Here is an 18,517-nt window from a genome sequence, read left to right as displayed (position 1 = left end):
GTGGGGCGTTCCATGGATCACGCCGATCTCGTCATCCGGGACGCGGACGTCGCCGACGGCAGCGGTGCCCCCTCCTACCGGGCGGACGTGGCCGTCCGCGGCGGCCGGATCGTCTCGATCGTCAAGGAGGCGGCGGCCGCGGGCTGTCAGCGGCCGCGCGGGACGCGGGAGGTCGACGCGGAGGGGCTCGTGCTGTCCCCCGGCTTCGTCGACATGCACGCGCACAGCGACCTCGCCCTGCTGCGGGACCCGGACCACAGCGCCAAGGCGGCCCAGGGCGTGACGCTCGAAGTCATCGGCCAGGACGGCCTGTCGTACGCGCCGGTCGACGACCGGACGCTCGCCGAGGTCCGCCGCGCGATCACCGGGTGGAACGGCCCCGGCGACGACGTCGACTTCACCTGGCGCTCGGTCGGCGAGTACCTGGACCGGCTGGACCACGGCTTCGGCGGCGAGGGGATCGCGGTCAACGCCGCGTACCTGGTCCCGCAGGGCACCGTCCGGATGCTCGCGGTCGGCTGGGAGGACCGCGAGGCCACCCCCCGGGAGCTGGAACGGATGCGGCGGCTCGTGGCGGACGGCCTGCGCGAGGGCGCCGTCGGCATGTCCTCCGGGCTGACGTACACCCCCGGGATGTACGCCGCGGACGCCGAACTCACCGCCCTGTGCCGGGTGGTGGCGGACTTCGGCGGCTACTACTGCCCGCACCACCGCTCCTACGGGGCGGGTGCCCTCGCCGCGTACGAGGAGATGGTGGACCTCACCCGGGCGGCGAACTGCCCGCTGCACCTCGCGCACGCCACCATGAACTTCGGCGTGAACGCGGGCAGGGCGCCCGACCTACTGGCCCTGCTCGACCGGGCGGTCGCGGACGGCGCCGACATCACCCTCGACACCTATCCGTACACGCCCGGCTGCACCACGCTGGTGGCGCTGCTGCCGAGCTGGGCGGGCGAGGGCGGTCCGGAGGCGGTCCTCGCCCGGTTGCGGGACGACGCGACCGCCGAGCGCATCCGGCACCACCTGGAGGTCGTGGGCTCCGACGGATGTCACGGGGTCCCCGTCGAGTGGCGCACGATCGAGATCTCGGGGGTGGGCGACCCGGGCCTCGGCGGCTACGTCGGCCGGTCCGTCCAGGACTCCGCCGACCTGCGCGGCGAGGCTCCGTGGGTCACCGCGCGCCGGCTGCTCGTGGAGGACGCCCTCGGTCCGACGATCCTCCAGCACGTCGGCCACGAGGAGAACGTCCGGGCGATCATGCGGCACCCGGCGCACACCGGCGGGTCCGACGGCATCCTGCGCGGCGCCAAGCCGCACCCGCGGGCCTACGGCACGTTTCCGCACTATCTCGGCCGCTACGTGCGGGAGTTGGGCGTGCTGTCGCTGGAGGAGTGCGTCGCGCACCTCACCGGCCGGCCCGCCGCCCGGCTGCGGCTGCCCGACCGCGGGCTGGTCCGCGAGGGCTACCGCGCCGACCTCGTGCTGTTCGACCCGGCGACGGTGGCGGCCGGCTCGACCTTCGAGGCGCCGCGCACCCTGCCGACCGGCATCCCGCACGTGCTGATCGACGGCCGCTTCGTGGTCGAGGACGGCCGCAGGACGGACGTCCTGGCGGGACGGGCGGTCCGCCGCACGGCGTGACCGCCCGCCCCGCCGGCGCTACGGCTTGGGCAGGACGCAGCCGCTCGCGGCCAGGTTCAGCTTGTTGCCGGTCGTGAAGCAGGCCGGGATCTGGTAGGTCTCCTCGGCGTAGTTGATGCCCTGGCGGACGGTGACGTTGCCGCTCGCGTCGACCTCGCACGGATTGTTCACCGTGCAGCGCTCGCCGTCCTCGTTACCGGTGTTGTTCACGGCCACCACCTTGCCGGTGGCCTGGTCGATCACCGGTGAGCCCGAGGTGCCGCCGATGGTGTTGCAGGCGGAGGTATAGCGGACCGAGTCCTTCCAGGTCCAGTCGCCCTCCTTCAGGCGGTACACGAACCCGTCGATGGAGCAGTTGTAGAGCCGCTTCCAGTAGCCGGAGGCCACGGTGATGGCCGTTCCCGCGGTCGGGTGGGTGTTCTGCACGGTCAGGGCGCTGATGCCGTACGCGCTCCGGATGGTCGCGTAGGTGGTGGTGAGCTGGTAGATCGTGATGTCCGTGTCGGTCATCGTGGAGTACGCGACCTTCGAGGCCCGCAGCGTGGCGACCCTGCTGCCGCGGGAGTTGAGCAGGCTGAAGCTCCGGTTGGAGGCCTGGCCGACGATCACCTCGCCGGGCTCCGGGAAGCCGGTCTCCAGGCAGTGCCCGTTGGAGAGCACGAGCGCCGGGTCGGTGTCCGCCGAGTTGGGGAAGCGGATCACGGAGCCGGAGCAGTTGCTGAGCGCGACGGTCCCGGCGAGGCTGACGGCCTGCACCGCCGGCGCCGCCCGGGTGCCCGACGCGCCGGCGGAGGCCGCGGTGCGGGCGGGAGCCGCCTCGGGGGCGGGTGCCGCGACCGCGGGTGCCGCGCCCGCCCCGGCGATCACCAGGGCGAAGAGTGCGGCGACGAGAGGCTTTCTCATGTGGGGGTCCCCTCTTGCGACGTGGGGCGGCAGGAGGTCTTCCCGCCGCCTTCTGTTTTGTCATGCGCATTGTGAGGGGGGTGAGGCGGGGGGACAAGAAGCGGTTTCCGGCCGGAGGTGTCCCGAACACCACCCTTTACGGAGCGGCCTGTTCGTACGCCTCGCCGACCCGGCGGAAGAGGGCCTCCGCGCTCGTGGCGACCCGGGCGCCGAGTGCTCGCGCCCTGGCCTCGCGGCTCGGGGTGACCCGGCCGGTGAAGAACACCGCGGGCCCCCGGTAGTGCCCGCCCTCGCGCCACCGGGCCAGATCGGAAAGCCCCGCCCCGCGGTCCGGGCCGCGCTGCACGTCGGAGACGAGCAGGTCGATCCGGTCGGCCGCGAACGCCCGCTCGGCGCCGGCCCGGTCGGCCGCCACCCGGACGCGGGCGCCCCGCTCCTCCAGCACGTCGGCGAACCGGGCGTTGCGCTCGGGATGGTCGTCGACCCAGAGGATCTCCATCCCCGCGTACGGCCGCGGGACGCCCCCGGCGCGGCCGGGCTCGCCGGGGCCGGGCCCGGCCGGGACGGGCGGCTGCGGAACGCCCTGCCGCAGCCTCTCCACCAGCTCGTCCGCCCCGTCCAGGGCCATCAGCTCCTCCACGAGCCGGCCGAAGTCCGCGTCGAGCGCCAGTTCCGGGAAGCCCGTGGGCAACTGCTCCTCCAGCCGCGCGAGCAGGTCGCCCGGGTTCCCGGCACCGTCCGGGCCCGGTACGGCGAGGCCGTAGGCGCGCAGCCAGTCCAGGTCGGCGGTTTGGTCCTCGCCGGGCGGGCGGACGGGCGGGACGGCGAGGGCGCGCCGGGCCGCCCGGTAGCGGAGGAACTCGCGGGCGGCGTGCACGTCGGCGCCGTCGCGGGCGAGCAGCACCCGGTAGAAGTCCGGGTACAGCTGCTGGAGCAGCAGCACGCGGAGCACCGCCTCGGGGCCGAAGGACCGCCAGACGGGGTTGAGCGCGGACTCCAGGCAGAAGCCGTTGATCAGGCGCTTGATCCGGCGCGGGTTGCGGGCGGAGCGCTGGGCGATCACCTCGGCGAGGTGGTCGCCGAGCAGGTCCCGGATGCCGGCGCGGCGCGCGCACGCCTCGACGTAGGCGCGGACCTCGGACGCCGCGGGGACCGGCACCCGGTAGCCGGTCTGGAAGACCTTCTCCATGAAGGCCGATCCGGCCGGGGACAGGTCGCGCAGCAGACCGCTCGGGCCGAGGACCGAGCGGTCGCATCCGATGACGAAGGCGAGCCCCGGTACGTCGAGGTACACCTTCACCGCCTCGCACACCGCGAGCACGGTCTCCTCGGAGCAGCGGTCGAGGTCGTCGACGAAGACGACGAGCAGCCGGCGGGTGTCGTGCGCGGCGGAGGCGGACCATTCCGCGGTCAGCTCGCGAAGCGCCTCGCGCATCCGGTTGCGGGACCGGGCGTCGGCGGACAGGTCCTGCCAGAGCCGGTCCACCGGGGTGGCGGCACCGAGCGGCGCGGCCAGGACGGTGAGCGCGGCCCGGAGCACACCGGCGAACGCCGGCCGTCCGGAGACGCGCCGCAGGGCGCGGCGCAGCACCCGCCGGTCGAACCGTTCGAGGACGGACGTGATCAGCCCTTCCAGCGCGTCGGCGCCGGTGGAGGTCCAGGCGTTGTACCAGACGGTGTGCACGCCCTGCCGGGCCCGCAGTTCGGCGTCCACCAGCCGCATGAGGCTGCTCTTGCCCATGCCCCACCCGGCGTCCACCGCGAGGGTGAACGGGGACGCGGCCCGCGAGTCGTGCACCAGCCGGGCCAGTTCCCGGGCGGCCCGGCCGGCACCCAGCAGATCGTCCTGCGGGCCGGTCACCGGTTCGTCGTTCAACAGCGAGAAGTCCACGCCCCGCCTCCCCTCACGGCGGGCCAACCTACCGGGCGGGCAGGCTACTTGGGCCGTCCGCCGGTACCGCGGCCGTGGCCGTGGCCGACGCCCGGCGCCGAGGTGGTGGGGGCGGGGTCCGTGGAGGAGGCGGACGCCGACGGGGTGGAGACGGGTTCGGAGCCGCCCCCGCCCGCGCCGTCGCCGCCGGGCGCCGCCGTGGCCGAGGGCGTGCCGGACCCGGTGTCCGAGGCCGAGGCGGAGGCCGCGGACGACGGCGGCACCGGGCTCGCGGAGGCGGCGGGCGACGGCGGCTCGGCGGTGTCCGGCGCCCCGGTCGCCAGACGCGGGGACACCCGCGGCCGTTCCGGCGCTCCGGTGCCGTCGCCGTCCGGCCCGGAGCCCGGGACCAGCGCGACCGCGAGGCCGACGGCGACCGCGCAGGCCGCTCCGCCCGCCAGCACCCAGGGCCGGGCCAGCGGGGACGGCCGGCGGCGGCCCCTGCGCCCCCCGGCGGCGCGGCCACCGGGGACGGGGGGCAGGACGGCGGTGTCGTCGTCACCGCCGTCGGCGGTGCGCCAGCCATGCGCCTCGGCCGGGTCCGCGTACGACTCGTAGGCCGGACGGGTCCCCTCCTCCCCCTGCGGGAGGTAGACGGTCGGCCGGGCTTCGCGATCACCGTTCTGCCAGGACATGACCGCGCATTCTAGGGATCACCAGCGCTTCCGTCGCATCCGGCGGACAAAGGATCACGAACCGACACGTCTCACGTGGTGAAAAACACGCCCCGGTCCCCGGTGCACGGCCGTAAGCTCACGGGCATGCAGGTGATCCAGTCCACGAAGCTCGCCAACGTCTGCTACGAGATCCGGGGCCCGGTTCTCGAGGAGGCGATGCGGCTGGAAGCGGCCGGGCACCGCATCCTCAAGCTCAACACGGGCAACCCCGCCGCCTTCGGCTTCGACTGTCCGCCGGAGATTCTGGAGGACATCCTCCGCAACGTCTCCTCGGCGCACGGCTACGGCGACGCCAAGGGCCTGCTCGCCGCCCGGCGGGCGGTGGTCATGCACAACCAGACCCTGGGCATCGAGACGGACGTCGAGCACGTCTTCATCGGCAACGGCGTCTCCGAGCTGATCGTCATGGCGATGCAGGGCCTGCTGGACGACGGGGACGAGGTCCTCGTCCCCGCGCCGGACTACCCGCTGTGGACGGCCGCCGTCTCGCTGTCCGGCGGCACGGCCGTGCACTACCGCTGCGACGAGCAGTCCGACTGGATGCCCGACCTCGCGGACGTGGAGCGGAAGGTCACCGACCGCACCAAGGCGATCGTGATCATCAACCCGAACAACCCGACCGGCGCGGTGTACGACGAGGCGGTGCTGCGCGGGCTCACCGACATCGCCCGCCGCCACAACCTGCTGGTCTGCTCGGACGAGATCTACGACAAGATCCTCTACGACGGGGTCACGCACACCGCGACCGCCAAGATCGCCCCCGACCTGCTCACCCTCACCTTCAACGGCATGTCCAAGGCGTACCGGGTGGCCGGCTACCGCGTGGGCTGGATGTCGGTCTCGGGACCGCGCGGCCACGCGGACTCCTATATCGAGGGGCTCACGATCCTCGCGAACATGCGGCTGTGCGCGAACATGCCGGGCCAGCACGGCGTGGTCGCGGCGCTCAGCGGCCGGCAGACGATCGACGACCTGGTGCTGCCGGGCGGGCGCCTGAAGGAGCAGCGGGACGTCGCGCACGAGCTGCTGACCCGGATTCCGGGCGTGACCTGCGTGAAGCCGAAGGGGGCGCTGTACCTCTTCCCGCGCCTCGACCCGAAGGTCTTCAAGGTCAAGGACGACCGGCAGATGGTCCTCGACCTGCTCCGACGCGAGAAGATCATGGTGGTGCAGGGGACGGGCTTCAACTGGCCCGAGCCGGACCACTTCCGGGTGGTCACGCTCCCGACGGTCGGGGACCTGACGGACGCCGTGACGCGGATCGGCGACTTCCTGGACGGCTACGGCCAGCCGTGACCCGGGGCCGGGCGGAGGCGCCGCTCACCCTCCGTGCGCACGCCGTCCGGTTCCGCGAACGGACTCAACTTTAGACGAAATCCAAGCTAGGATGGCTTCCTGTCAGGCACAGGAGGCCCTCCCATGTACGAACCGATCCGCACCAAGTCGGTCCACACGGTGGCCGGCACCCCCACCTCCGACTTCCCCCACCGGACGCGGGAGGAGGAGCTGGACATCCAGCTCGCCGGCCACCTCGCGGCGCTGCTCGCCGTGACGGACGAGATCCGCACGCTGGCGCCGTCCGCCGACCTGGACGCCGCCGCCGAGCGGCTCACCGGACAGGTGTCCCGGCTGCGCGGCGGTTCCACACCGGTGCGCGCACCGGCCGGGGCCCTCGGCGAGACCCGGCTCGCCACGCTCCACCGGCGGGCCCACGACCTCGCCGGCCGCGCTCTCCTCGTCGCCGCCTCCCGCGCCGACACGGCCGCGGCGATCCTCTCCGCCGAGCGGATGGACGCGCACGCCGCCGCCGGGGCCCACGAGCTCGCCGCCCACTGAGCCCCCGCGCCGGCCCCGGGCGCCCCTCGAACGGCCTCGGTCCGCGCGCTCCCGCAGTGACGCGCGGACCGGGTGCCACGAACTCCCGCCCCCGCACCGCGGCGTCCGCACGGCCGTGACCGTCCGCCTCGCGGCCGGCGCGCGACGGGCGACGCGCGAACCACGGGGACTCGCCACCGGCCGTGCCGAGCGCCGCCGGGCGCGGGCGGCGGCGCTCCGGCCGCCGGGCACCTCCCACTCCGCACGCGGGGCCGGGCCCCGCACAGTGGTGTGCGGGGCCCGGCCGGGTGCTGTCACCGCGGCCGGTCCGGACGACGTCGCAGGTCAGGGCAACGGGACCGGCCGCGGAGCGGCGGGCGGGCGTCAGCCCAGGCGCTCCACCAGCGCGCGGTACTGGTCCCACAGCTCGGTCGGGGTGTGCTCGCCGAACGTGTTGAGGTGCTCGGGAACCAGCGCGGCCTCCTCGCGCCAGACCTCCTTGTCGACCGTCAGCAGGACGTCGAGGTCGGCGTCGGCCAGTTCCAGGCCCTCGGTGTCGAGCGACTCCCGGGTCGGCAGGACGCCGATCGGGGTCTCGACGCCCTCCGCCCTGCCGTCGAGGCGCTCCACGATCCACTTCAGCACCCGGCTGTTCTCGCCGAAGCCGGGCCACACGAACGCGCCCTCGTCGTTCTTGCGGAACCAGTTCACGTAGTAGATCTTCGGGAGCTTCGCCTGGTCCTTGTCCTTGGCGACGTCGACCCAGTGGCCCATGTAGTCGCCCATGTTGTAGCCGCAGAACGGCAGCATGGCGAACGGGTCGCGGCGCAGCTCGCCGACCTTGCCCTCGGCGGCGGCGGTCTTCTCGGAGGCGACGTTCGCACCCAGGAAGACGCCGTGGTTCCAGTCGAAGGACTCCGTCACCAGCGGCACGGCCGTGGCGCGGCGCCCGCCGAACAGGATCGCGGAGATCGGCACGCCCTTGGGGTCCTCCCACTCGGGCGCGATGATCGGGCACTGCGAGGCGGGCACCGTGAAGCGGGCGTTGGGGTGCGCGGCGGGCGAACCGGACTCGGGCGTCCAGTCGTTGCCCTTCCAGTCGGTGAGGTGGGCCGGCGTCTCCTCCGTCATGCCCTCCCACCAGATGTCGTTGTCGTCGGTGAGCGCGACGTTGGTGAAGACGGAGTTGCCCCACAGCGTCTTCATCGCGTTGGCGTTGGTGTGCTCGCCGGTGCCGGGCGCCACACCGAAGAAGCCCGCCTCGGGGTTGATGGCGTACAGCCGCCCGTCCTCGCCGAAGCGCATCCAGGCGATGTCGTCGCCGATGGTCTCGACGGTCCAGCCGGAGACGGTGGGCTCCAGCATCGCGAGGTTCGTCTTGCCGCAGGCGCTCGGGAAGGCGGCGGCGACGTACTTCGACTCGCCCTGCGGGGGCGTCAGCTTGAGGATGAGCATGTGCTCGGCGAGCCAGCCCTCGTCGCGCGCCATGACGGACGCGATGCGCAGGGCGTAGCACTTCTTGCCGAGCAGGGCGTTGCCGCCGTAGCCCGATCCGTAGGACCAGATCTCACGCGTCTCGGGGAAGTGCGAGATGTACTTGGTGGAGTTGCACGGCCACGGCACGTCCGCCTCGCCCTCGGCGAGCGGCGCTCCGAGCGTGTGCACGGCGCGCACGAAGAAGCCGTCGGTGCCGAGTTCGTCCAGGACCGGCTGCCCCATGCGGGTCATGGTGCGCATGGAGACGGCGACGTAGGCGGAGTCGGTGATCTCGACGCCGATCGCGGAGAGGTCCGAGCCGAGCGGGCCCATGCAGAACGGGACGACGTACATCGTCCGCCCCTTCATCGAGCCGCGGAAGACGCCCTTCTCCCCCGCGAAGATCTCCCGCATCTCGGCGGGCGCCTTCCAGTGGTTCGTCGGGCCCGCGTCCTGCTCCTTCTCGGAGCAGATGAAGGTACGGTCCTCGACCCGCGCGACATCGGTGGGGTCGGAGGCCGCGTAGTAGGAGTTGGGGCGCTTGATCGGGTCGAGCCTGCGGAAGGTGCCCTTGCGGACGAGCTCCTCGCTCAGTCGCTCGTACTCGGCCTCGGATCCGTCGCACCAGACCACGTCGTCCGGCTGGGTCAGTTCGGCGATCTCGTTGACCCACGAGATCAGTTCCTTGTGGTTGGTCGGGACGGGAGCCGCGATGTCGCGCGCCACGATTGCTCCTAAATGAGGGTGTGTTGTTGTGCCCCGTGGGGGCTGCGACCCGGATGCTTCACGGTGATGGAGCCCCTGGCGCTCATCCGGTGCCGACCGCACTCATTTGATCATCCGACTGAACCGCCCATATGTCCAGAGGGCCTCACAGCTGAGCGGCGTGAGCATCGCCACGTGCCGCAGGGTTGCCCGCCGCTCACTCCGGGTTCACCCCGGGTACCCCGCGCCGCCCGGACAGCCGCGTGAGACCATGGCCATGGGCACGGCCGACCGCCTCTTTATGCGGCACTGACGCGTAACTTACGGTTCCGTAGGTACGATGCGGCCCATGACTGCGTCCGTCCCCGACGCGCCCACGGACTCGCCGGCCGCCGGCCACGCGTCCGTCGCGCACACTCTCTCGGAAGAGATCAAGCCCAAGCTCCGCGGCTGGCTGCACCTGGGCATGTTCCCGGCCGCCCTCGTCTCCGGACTGGTCCTCACCGCGCTGGCGGACTCGTCCCGCGGCCGGATCGCCTGCGGCGTCTTCGCCCTGACGGCCTGCCTGCTGTTCGGCGTGAGCGCCCTCTACCACCGCGGCAACTGGAGCCCGCGCATGGACGGCGTCCTGCGCAGACTCGACCACGCGAACATCTTCCTGATCATCGCGGGCACCTACACCCCGCTGACCCTGCTCCTGCTCCCCGACAGCAAGGGCCAGTGGCTGCTCTGGAGCATCTGGGCCGCCGCCGCGGCGGGCATCGCCTTCCGGGTGTTCTGGGTCGGCGCCCCCCGCTGGCTCTACACCCCCTGCTACATCGCGATGGGCTGGGCCGCCGTCTTCTTCCTCCCGGACTTCATGCGCACGGGTGGAATCGCCGTCCTGGTCCTGGTCATCGTGGGCGGACTGCTCTACAGCGCGGGCGGGGTCATCTACGGGATCAAGCGCCCGAACCCCTCGCCGCGCTACTTCGGATTCCACGAGGTCTTCCACTCGCTGACCCTCGCGGCCTTCGTCGCGCACTACGTCGGCATCTCCCTGGTGGCCTACCAGCACGGCTGACCCCCGGGCTCCGGCAGGGCGCCCCGACCCCACATCCCGGCAGTGGCCGCGGCTTCCGAGCCGCGGCCACCACGCGTTCCCGGCTCCCCTCGCCCCCACACCGACGCCCCACGGCCCCGGGCCCCCCCGGCCCCGGGGGGGGGCCCCCCCCGCCGGGACGGCGAGAGCCGGGGACGGCGAGAGCCGGAGACGGCGAGAGCCGGAGACGGCCGTCGCGGCCCTCCACCTCCCCGGCTGCGCCGCTCCGCTCCGCCTCGGCACGGCGGCGCGCCCGGCACCACCGCGCCGCGGCCGGGCCCCGGCCGGCCCCGCCCCCGCACCCCATCCGCCCTGTCCTCGCCTCCGCGGAGGCGACCACCGCGGCCCCGCCCCGGCCGATGACGGACAATGAGGATCATGGCCGCCACCGCACAGCGTTCCGCTCCCGACGCGGAGCCCCGGCCCGGGCTCCGCGAACGGAAGAAGGCCAGGACCCGCACCGCCATCCGCGAGGCGACCTACCGCCTCGTCGAGACCCGGGGCTACGACGCGACGACCGTCGAGCAGATCGCCGCGGCGGCCGAGGTCTCCCCCTCCACGGTCCTCCGGTACTTCCCCACCAAAGAGGACATCGTCCTCACCGACCCGCATGATCCACTGCTCGAACGGGAACTACGGCAACGCCCGGCCGACGAACCCTGGCGCGACTCCCTGCGCCACGTCCTCCGCACGGCGATCACCCTCGGCGACACCGACGACCCCGACGTGTCCCGCCTCCGGACCCGGCTCCTGACCGAGGTCCCCGCGGTGCGGTCCCGCATGAGGGAGAACGCCTCGGCCACCGGGCGCCTGCTCGGCCGGGCCCTCGCCGAGCGCGCCGGCCGCGACCCCGACGGCCTGGAGGACCGCGTCTTCGCGACGGCCTGACCGGCGCCCTGGCGGAGACCTCGCTCTACTGGGCCGAGACCGGCCACCGGGACGACCCGGCCGACCTCGTCGACCGGACCGTCGGCGTCCTGGAACACGGCCCGCCCACGGGAAAACCGGACGCCATCACCCCGCCCCCCATGCCATCCTGACCGCGTGAACGGACCCGAGATCCACATCGAATTCGCCCCCGAACTGGGGGTGTTCGTCCCGCACCACCGCCGCCGCGGCGCCACCACCGCCACCACCGACGGCTCTTCCAGTCTCGGACACGTCGTCGAATCGCTCGGCGTACCGCTCACCGAGGTCGGCGCCCTCCTCGTCGACGGCACCCCCGTGCCCTTCTCCCACGTCCCGGCCGTCGGCGAGTCGGTCCTCGTCCAGGCCGTGCGCCGCCCCCAGCCCGTGCCCGGCGCACCACTGCGCTTCCTGCTCGACGTCCACCTCGGCACCCTGGCCCGCCGCATGAGACTCCTCGGCGTCGACACCGCCTACGAGTCCACCGACATCGGCGACGCCGCCCTCGCCACCCGGTCGGCGACCGAGCGCCGCGTCCTGCTCAGCCGGGACCGGGGACTGCTGCGCCGCCGCGAACCGTGGGCCGGCGCCTTCGTCTACAGCACCCGGCCCGACGAGCAACTCCGCGACGTACTGGGCAGGTTCGCCCCCACCCTGAAACCGTGGACCCGCTGCACCGCCTGCAACGGCCTGCTCGCCCAGGCCACCAAGGAGCAGGTCGCGGACCGGCTGGCCGACGGCACCCAGCGGTCCTACGACGTGTTCGCCCAGTGCCAGGAGTGCGGGCGCGCCTACTGGAAGGGCGCACACCACGACCGGCTGGAGGCCGTCGTGGAGCGCGCCCTCGCCGAATTCGGCGGCTGACCGCCCCGCTCGCGCGGCCCCACGGCCACCGCCGGACGCCGCGACCCGCCCGGTACGTCAGGCGTTCCGGCCGCCCAGGGCCGCGCGCAGCACCTCGGGATCGTTCGTCGGGGCGTCGCAGACGAAGTGCCGGCAGACGTACGCGGCCGGCCCGCCGTCCACCAGAGGCCGCCCGGCGAGCAGCGGCAACTCATCGCTCCCCGGCCCCCCGGACGCCACCACCGCGCCGGGCGCGGTACCCAGAAGGGCCGTGCGGCGCAGGGCCGTCGTCGCGGGATCACCCGCGTCACCCACGACCGCGACCTCCCGGGGGCCGTCGAGCAGCGCCTCGCAGACCGCGAGCCCCCAGCCGATGAACCGCGGCGCGCGCGGCCCCAGCGCCTTCACCACGCCCAACGCCTTCTCGGCGGCGGCACGGTGCGGCTCGGCACCGGTCTGCGCCGCGTACGACAGCAGCGCCCCGGCCGCCGCGCTCCACCCGGAGGGCGTGGCGTTGTCGGTGGGGTCCTGCGGACGGCGGATCAACCGCTCGGCGTCCGCGGCCGTGTCGTACATCGCCCCCGACTCCGCGTCCGTGAACAGCGCCAGGACGTGGTCGAGCAGGAAACCGGCGAACTCCAGCCAGACCCCCTCCCCCGTGACGGAGGCCAGGGTGAGGAACCCCTCGGCCACGTCGGCGTAGTCCTCCAGCACCCCGGCGTTCGCCCCGGCCCGGCCGTCCCTGCTGGTCCGCCGGAGCCGCGCGTGCTCGTCCATGTGGAGCCGTACGAGGAGGTCGGCGGCACCGATCGCGGCCTCCACGAGGTCGGGGCGGTCGAAGTAGGTGCCGGTCTCGGCGAGAGCGGCCACCGCGAGGCCGTTCCAGGCCGCGACCACCTTGTCGTCCCGTCCCGGCGCGGGCCGCTCCGCGCGCGCGGCGAGCAGCCGCTCCCGCACGGAGGCCATCTTCTCGGCGTCGAACACCGCTTCCTGCTGCGGCAGTTGAAGCACGGAGGCGCCCTCCTCGAAGGTGCCTTCCTCGGTCACGCCGAAGTACCGGGCGGCGAGTTCGGCGTCCGCCTCCCCGAGCACCTCGCGCAGTTGCGCGGGGGTCCACACGTAGTACGCGCCCTCGACGTGCCGGCCGCTCCCGTCGTCGCTGTCGGCGTCCAGGGCCGAGGCGAACCCGCCCTCGGCGGTGCGCAGTTCCCGCACCAGGAAGTCGGCCGTCTCCAGCGCGACACGACGCGCCGCCGCGGACCCGGTGGCCCGCCACAGGTGCGCGTAGACGCGGCAGAGGAGGGCGTTGTCATAGAGCATCTTCTCGAAGTGCGGGACGACCCAGTCACGGTCGACGGAATACCGCGCGAAGCCGCCGCCGAGCTGGTCGTAGATGCCGCCGCGGGCCATGCGTTCGCAGGTGTCGACGGCCATCTGGAGCGCGCCCTCGGAGCCGGTGCGCGCGTGACGGCGCAGCAGGAACTCGATCACCATGGACGGCGGGAACTTCGGCGCCCCGCCGAATCCTCCGCGGGTGGCGTCGTACTCGCGCGTCAGACCGAGCAGCGCGCCCGCCAGGTCCTCCTCGCCGGGCAGGCCGCTGTCCCCGAGGCTCATCTCCCGCTCGGCGAGATCCCGGGTGATCTTGCCGGCGACGTCGGCGACCTCGTCGCGTCGCTCCGCCCAGGCGGTGGACACCCCCTGAAGGACCTGCCGGAAGGACGGCATCCCGTGGCGGGGTTCCGGCGGGAAGTACGTGCCGAAGTAGAAGGGCTCCCCGTCCGGTGTCATGAAGACGGACATGGGCCAGCCGCCCTGCCCGGTGGCGGCCTGTACGGCCTCCATGTAGACGGCGTCGACGTCGGGCCGCTCCTCGCGGTCCACCTTGACGGACACGAAGTGCTCGTTCAGGTACGCGGCGGTGGCCTCGTCCTCGAAGGACTCGTGCGCCATGACATGGCACCAGTGACACGCAGAGTAACCGACCGACAGCAGAACGGGTGCATCGCGCCGTTTCGCTTCCTCGAACGCCTCGGGTCCCCACGGCCACCAGTCGACCGGGTTATCAGCGTGCTGAAGCAGATAAGGCGAGGTCGTACCAGCCAACCGGTTCATACGACCCAGCCTCTCACGCCGGCACAGCCCTGCCGGTTCGGCCCGCGAGCCCCCGCCCCACTTGGCCGATCTGCACGCATGCGCCATCACGTGGTGAACGCGGATCGCCCCTTTCGCACCCACGCCGCCCTGCGGACGCTGGAGGTTCCGCCCCGATCCAAAGCCGGTGCCCGGCCGGAAGCGGGCAGTACGCTGAGCCGAGCAGCACCGCATCCTCGAAGGAGGTACTTCATGACCGCCGAGATGGTGGCGCCCGCGTGGATGCATACGCAGATCAGCGCGGAACAGTACGACTCCTGGTCCGAGGAGCAGTGCGCCGGCATCGAGATCGTGGACGGGATGGTCGTCGTGGTTCCGAGCGCCTCCAAGCGGCACAACCGACTGGCTCGGCTCCTGGCCAATGCCCTGGACGCCGCCGCGGGCCCGGACTGGAACGCCGACACGGACTTCGACGTCCGCCTTCAGGACGTTCCGCTCACCAACCGCCGCCCTGACGTCATCGTCTACCGGGCGGAGACCATCGACCTCACGCCCACCCGCCCCGAGCACGTACTCCTGGTCGTCGAAGTCGTGTCGCCCGGTTCGGAGACCACCGACCGGATCGTGAAGGTCGACCAGTACGCCAAAGCCGGCATCCCCTACTACTGGCGCATCGAGCAGTCCGCCACCGGCGTTCCGATCGTCTACACCTACGTCCTCGACCCCGCCACCACGGCGTATCGGGACGGCGAGATGTTCACCGGCACGGTGAAGGCCACCGTGCCGTTCCCCGTCGCCGTCGAGCTGGGAGTCGGGTAGGGAGCGGGGACGTCGCTCCGCTGCCCGCGCCGGGCGCTCGGTCACCGCGGCGGTCGGCGTCGGCCACGGCGCCCGTGACCTCGCGTCGCGGCCGGAGCCGTCCTCCCGTCGTCGTCCCGTGATCCCCGGCCCTCTCGCGCTCGGGTCGCTCCCGAAGGACACTCGTAGGTCCACGAGTTGCTGCCGGAGGGGGACGTGAGATGCGGGAGAGCCACCGGGCGGAGGCCGAGCGCCTGTTGGCCAGGGCCGTCGAGGAGGAGGTGCGCCGCACGGGCGGGCGGGTCGACGGTGGTGTGCTGCTGTCGCGGGCCCGGGCCGGACTCGACGCCATGGCACGGACCGCCGCCGAGGAGTACGCGACGTACACCCGGGCCCTGGACGAGGCGGCGGCGGGACAGCAGACCTTCGGGCAGCGCTACGCGCGGGAAGGGGCCGGAACGCCCCTGCTGGTGGCGGCCGTCGGCGCGGCGGCTGCCCTCGTCGCCGATCTGGCCCTGGGCGCCGGGGCGGGGACGGCCGTCGGCGCGGGGGCGACGGTGGCGGTGGCGGGCGCGGCGACCACCGTCCTCAAGGTGACGGCCACCCACGTGCCCGCCGCCAGCCGCCGCGCCGGGGCGCTGAGCCGGCCGGGCGGGCCGGAGCAGTTGCGCCTCCAGTGGCTGACCGCCCTGGAGGTCCGGGGCGTCCGGCCGTTCCTGGACCAGCAGCGGGTGCTGGGCTCCACGGCCGGTGCGAAGAAGGGGGCTCCTCAACTGCGGCGTACGGACAAGAGCGCGGCGGCCCGCCGGCGCAGTGTCCTGGAGCAGTCCTTCGGTCACCTTCCCGAGCCCGAGGGGCCGTTCGCCGGGCGGCGCGGTGAACTGTCGCGGGTCGCGCAGTGGGTGCAGGCGGCGCGGGCGAGCACCGAGACGAAACCGGTCGTGGTCGTCCTGCACGGGGCGCCCGGGTCCGGCCGCACCACGCTGGCGATCCGTGCGGCGCACGCCCTGCGGGACCAGTTCCGCGGCGCGTGCGTGGTGGACCTGCGGGGCGACAGTGCCGACGATCCGCCGCTCGCCACCAGGGACGCGCTGCTGCACCTGCTGAACCGGCTGGGCGCGCCCCGCGAACAGCTGTTGTTCCGTGAGCGTGCCGCGCAGGACCAGCAGGTCAGGCGGCTGAGCGAGCTGTACTACCAGCATCTGACGGGGCTGCCGGTGGTGATCGTGCTGGACGACGCCGGCGATGTCGAGCAGGTGCGCGCCCTCGTTCCGGAGCGGTCGGAGAGCCTCGTCCTGGTCACCGCGCGCAAGCCGCTGGACCTGCCGGCCGATCTCGCGGCGTGGGTGCACCAGGTGCCCGTCGAGGCGCTGGACGCGGCGGGTGCCGAGGAGGTGCTCGGCGCGTCGGCGCAGGACGCCTCGGGTCCGTACGACGCCGAATCGATCGACCGGGTCAGGGAGTTGTGCGGCGGGTTGCCGCTGGCCCTGCGGGTGGCGGGGTCCTCGCTGGGTCCACGCAGCGCGCGCCGGCTGGCGGGCGATCTGGCGGCCTACGGCCCGGTGGAGCCCGTGGAGCGGGTGCTGTGGCTGCGGTACACCGACCAGTCGGAGACGGCGCGCCGGCTGCTGAGGCGGCTGGCGCTGGCGGGGCGCGCCTCGCTGGGGGCCGCGGCGGCGGCCGCGCTCCTCGCGGCGGACGAGCCGGAGGCGACTCGGCATCTGACCGAGCTGGCGCGGGCGGGCCTGATCGACCATGTGCGGGGCAGTCGTTACCGGCTGCACGACCTGGTGCGGGTGTTCGCGGCGGCCCGGCTGCTCGACGAGGAGGAGGCGGCGGAGCGGACCGCGGCGCAGGAGCGCCTGATCGTGAACTACGCGGAGCTGGCCGACTCCGTGATCCGGCTGGTCGACGGGAAGACGTCGACGCGCGCCGACCGGTTCGGTCCGCACGGCTTCACCTCGCTGGACGCGGCGCTGCGCTGGCTGGACGACGAGTCGAGTTTCATCACCTCGGCCCTGCGGCACGCGGAGGGGGTGGACCAGGCGGCGGTCCTGCATCTGCTGGGGGCGTTGTGCGACTACTGCCTGTTGCGGGGTGACCTGTACCGGCTGGGCGAGATCAGTGAGCTGACGCAGGCGGTCGACCAGGGGCTGCTGGTCCGCTCGGTGCGGTGGCGGACCGGTATCGCGGCCCGGCAGCTGGGCGAGCTGGACAAGGCGCGGACGACGCTGGCGTCGGTGGTGGACCTGTATTTCGAGGCGCATCACGACGCGGGCGCGGCGCGGGCGCTGTGTTCGCTGGGGATCACGCTGCATCACCAGGGCAATCTGGCGGAGGCGGCGGCCAGGCTCCGGGAGGCGATGGATCTCCAGGCCGCTCCGGAACTGGCGGCGGACCGGGCGTGGACGATGCACGCCCTGGCGGCGGTGGAGCGGGACCGGTCGCGGCTGGCGCAGGCGCTCGATCTGCTCACCGAGGCGCTGGTGCTGCACCGGGCCAGTGGTTCGGTGCACGGCGAGGCGTGGGCGCACTTCCAGCTCGGTCAGCTCGGGCTGCGGATGGGTGACGTGCCGCGGGCCGACCGGGAGCTGCGCGAGGCGCTGGAGCTGTACGGCCGGACACGCGACGCGCGGGGGGAGGCGTGGGCGCTGACCCAGCTGGCGCGGGCGCGGCTGGTGGAGGGCGACGCGTCGTCGGCCGTCGACGGGCTGCGCCAGGCGGCGGCCCGTCACCGGGAGAACGAGGACGCCCGGGGTGAGGCGTGGACGGTCTACTACCTGGGGCAGGCGCTGGAGGAGACGGGGAGTCTGGACCAGGCGGTGCGTGAGCTGGAGCGGTCGCGGACGATGTTCTCGCGGATGCGGGACGTGTACGGGCTCGCCTGTGCCCGTCATCACTCGGCCCGGGTGACGCGTGACCAGCGGGCCGCGCAGACGGGTTCGCTGCGCAACTCCGGCTTCGCCCGGCAGCTCCTGGTCGACGCCCGCGCGGACTTCCAGCGCATCGGGGTGGCGCACGGCGAGGCGTGGACGTGTCTGGAGCTGGCCGTGGTCGACGCGGGCAACGGCCGGGTGCAGCAGGCGATGGGGTTGTGCGACGAGGCGATCGGCCTGTTCGCGTCCTACGGCGACCACCGGGGCGAGGACTGGGCGCGTTTCCTGCGCGGCACACTGCTGCCGTACGCGGCGCCGGGCGGGTACGAGGTGGGGGCCGCGGTGGCGCAGGAGGAGCTGGCGCAGCTGGCCCGGAGCGGTCATGCGACGCGGGACGGGAGGCTGGACGACTGCATCGAGGCCTACGGGCTCCTGCTGGAGCGGGGGGTGGATCTGGACGCCGGCTGGCAGGCGTGGCGGCTGGGCATGGTGCCGGGCCGGCACGCCCGGGAGGTGATGGGCGTGACGGTGGCGTCGGCCCGCGACTGAGGGCCGGGCCGCACCGCGCCGGGAGGCGGGGCGGTCCGGGGCCCGCACGCGGGCACGGGACGGGCAGCCCCGGCCCGCCGTGCCGAGGCCCGGGAGCGCCCGGAGCCCGTCGGGCCGGTGGGCGGGGTCGGCGCCGCGGCCGGTCCGGACCGTTGCGCGCCCCGGATCGCCGGGGCGGTGGAAGGGGTACGGGCGGTCGCGGTCCCCGTCCCGGGCCTCGCGT

The 18,517-nt window shown here is 73.6% G+C and carries 12 protein-coding genes and 1 pseudogene; 8 read left to right on the top strand and 5 right to left on the bottom strand.

The annotated features are described in order from the left end of the window. The first annotated feature begins 12 nt into the window (after positions 1-12). Complete coding sequence (locus tag ACGFS9_RS19235) at positions 13-1,641, top strand: amidohydrolase family protein (protein ID WP_393254615.1); 1,629 nt, start codon at positions 13-15, stop codon at positions 1,639-1,641. A gap of 18 nt (positions 1,642-1,659) precedes the next feature. Here the strand turns inward: ACGFS9_RS19235 and ACGFS9_RS19230 are convergent, their stop codons facing one another. The 3 genes from ACGFS9_RS19230 to ACGFS9_RS19220 form a co-directional block, all read right to left on the bottom strand. After that, positions 1,660-2,544 carry a serine protease gene (locus tag ACGFS9_RS19230; protein ID WP_393254614.1) on the bottom strand — a complete coding sequence of 295 codons (885 nt, stop codon included), beginning with the start codon at positions 2,542-2,544 and terminating at the stop codon, positions 1,660-1,662. A gap of 136 nt (positions 2,545-2,680) precedes the next feature. Next, complete coding sequence (locus ACGFS9_RS19225; protein ID WP_393254613.1) at positions 2,681-4,435, bottom strand: P-loop NTPase fold protein; 1,755 nt, start codon at positions 4,433-4,435, stop codon at positions 2,681-2,683. A 44-nt stretch (positions 4,436-4,479) separates the two neighbouring features. Further along, the gene (locus ACGFS9_RS19220; protein ID WP_393254612.1) at positions 4,480-5,109 is read right to left on the bottom strand and encodes a hypothetical protein; all 630 of its coding nucleotides are present in this window, start codon (positions 5,107-5,109) and stop codon (positions 4,480-4,482) included. Between the two features lie 126 nt (positions 5,110-5,235). On the opposite strand from ACGFS9_RS19220, the gene ACGFS9_RS19215 reads away from it, so the two are divergent. Both ACGFS9_RS19215 and ACGFS9_RS19210 read left to right on the top strand, forming a co-directional pair. After that, entirely contained in the window at positions 5,236-6,447 is a 1,212-nt protein-coding gene (locus ACGFS9_RS19215; RefSeq protein WP_393254611.1) for a pyridoxal phosphate-dependent aminotransferase, read from the top strand. A gap of 123 nt (positions 6,448-6,570) precedes the next feature. Next, the gene (locus tag ACGFS9_RS19210; RefSeq protein WP_393254610.1) at positions 6,571-6,987 is read left to right on the top strand and encodes a hypothetical protein; all 417 of its coding nucleotides are present in this window, start codon (positions 6,571-6,573) and stop codon (positions 6,985-6,987) included. A gap of 363 nt (positions 6,988-7,350) precedes the next feature. On the opposite strand, the gene ACGFS9_RS19205 is transcribed toward ACGFS9_RS19210, so the two are convergent. After that, entirely contained in the window at positions 7,351-9,168 is a 1,818-nt protein-coding gene (locus ACGFS9_RS19205; protein ID WP_393254609.1) for a phosphoenolpyruvate carboxykinase (GTP), read from the bottom strand. A 328-nt stretch (positions 9,169-9,496) separates the two neighbouring features. Between ACGFS9_RS19205 and ACGFS9_RS19200 the strand changes: the two genes are divergently transcribed. From ACGFS9_RS19200 to ACGFS9_RS19190, 3 genes and pseudogenes are all read left to right on the top strand, one after another. Next, a complete protein-coding gene (locus ACGFS9_RS19200; RefSeq protein WP_393254607.1) occupies positions 9,497-10,210 on the top strand; it encodes a hemolysin III family protein in 714 nt (237 codons plus the stop codon). Between the two features lie 387 nt (positions 10,211-10,597). After that, positions 10,598-11,268, top strand: a pseudogene (locus tag ACGFS9_RS19195) (TetR/AcrR family transcriptional regulator). Positions 11,269-11,272: 4 nt separating this feature from the next. Further along, complete coding sequence (locus tag ACGFS9_RS19190) at positions 11,273-11,998, top strand: Mut7-C RNAse domain-containing protein (RefSeq protein ID WP_393254606.1); 726 nt, start codon at positions 11,273-11,275, stop codon at positions 11,996-11,998. Between the two features lie 57 nt (positions 11,999-12,055). Here ACGFS9_RS19190 and ACGFS9_RS19185 read toward each other — a convergent pair whose 3' ends face one another. Further along, entirely contained in the window at positions 12,056-14,092 is a 2,037-nt protein-coding gene (locus tag ACGFS9_RS19185) for a thioredoxin domain-containing protein (RefSeq protein WP_393254604.1), read from the bottom strand. Between the two features lie 231 nt (positions 14,093-14,323). On the opposite strand from ACGFS9_RS19185, the gene ACGFS9_RS19180 reads away from it, so the two are divergent. After that, a complete protein-coding gene (locus ACGFS9_RS19180; protein ID WP_393254602.1) occupies positions 14,324-14,890 on the top strand; it encodes a Uma2 family endonuclease in 567 nt (188 codons plus the stop codon). Positions 14,891-15,090: 200 nt separating this feature from the next. Beyond that, a complete protein-coding gene (locus ACGFS9_RS19175) occupies positions 15,091-18,294 on the top strand; it encodes a tetratricopeptide repeat protein (protein ID WP_393254600.1) in 3,204 nt (1,067 codons plus the stop codon). Positions 18,295-18,517 lie beyond the last annotated feature (223 nt).

The organism is Streptomyces sp. NPDC048566, from assembly GCF_043199735.1.
GTDB lineage: Bacteria > Actinomycetota > Actinomycetes > Streptomycetales > Streptomycetaceae > Streptomyces.
Note: the sequence above shows the minus strand (reverse complement) of the source record. Positions and strands in the feature narration are given on the sequence as shown.

What these genes read in the sequence shown, in the direction of transcription:
- ACGFS9_RS19235 (WP_393254615.1), top strand. Translation starts at nt 13, where the DNA reads ATGGATCACGCCGATCTCGTCATCCGGGACGCGGACGTCGCCGACGGC.
- ACGFS9_RS19230 (WP_393254614.1), bottom strand. Translation starts at nt 2,544, where the DNA reads ATGAGAAAGCCTCTCGTCGCCGCACTCTTCGCCCTGGTGATCGCCGGG.
- ACGFS9_RS19220 (WP_393254612.1), bottom strand. Translation starts at nt 5,109, where the DNA reads ATGTCCTGGCAGAACGGTGATCGCGAAGCCCGGCCGACCGTCTACCTC.
- ACGFS9_RS19215 (WP_393254611.1), top strand. Translation starts at nt 5,236, where the DNA reads ATGCAGGTGATCCAGTCCACGAAGCTCGCCAACGTCTGCTACGAGATC.
- ACGFS9_RS19210 (WP_393254610.1), top strand. Translation starts at nt 6,571, where the DNA reads ATGTACGAACCGATCCGCACCAAGTCGGTCCACACGGTGGCCGGCACC.
- ACGFS9_RS19200 (WP_393254607.1), top strand. Translation starts at nt 9,497, where the DNA reads ATGACTGCGTCCGTCCCCGACGCGCCCACGGACTCGCCGGCCGCCGGC.
- ACGFS9_RS19185 (WP_393254604.1), bottom strand. Translation starts at nt 14,092, where the DNA reads ATGAACCGGTTGGCTGGTACGACCTCGCCTTATCTGCTTCAGCACGCT.
- ACGFS9_RS19180 (WP_393254602.1), top strand. Translation starts at nt 14,324, where the DNA reads ATGACCGCCGAGATGGTGGCGCCCGCGTGGATGCATACGCAGATCAGC.
- ACGFS9_RS19175 (WP_393254600.1), top strand. Translation starts at nt 15,091, where the DNA reads ATGCGGGAGAGCCACCGGGCGGAGGCCGAGCGCCTGTTGGCCAGGGCC.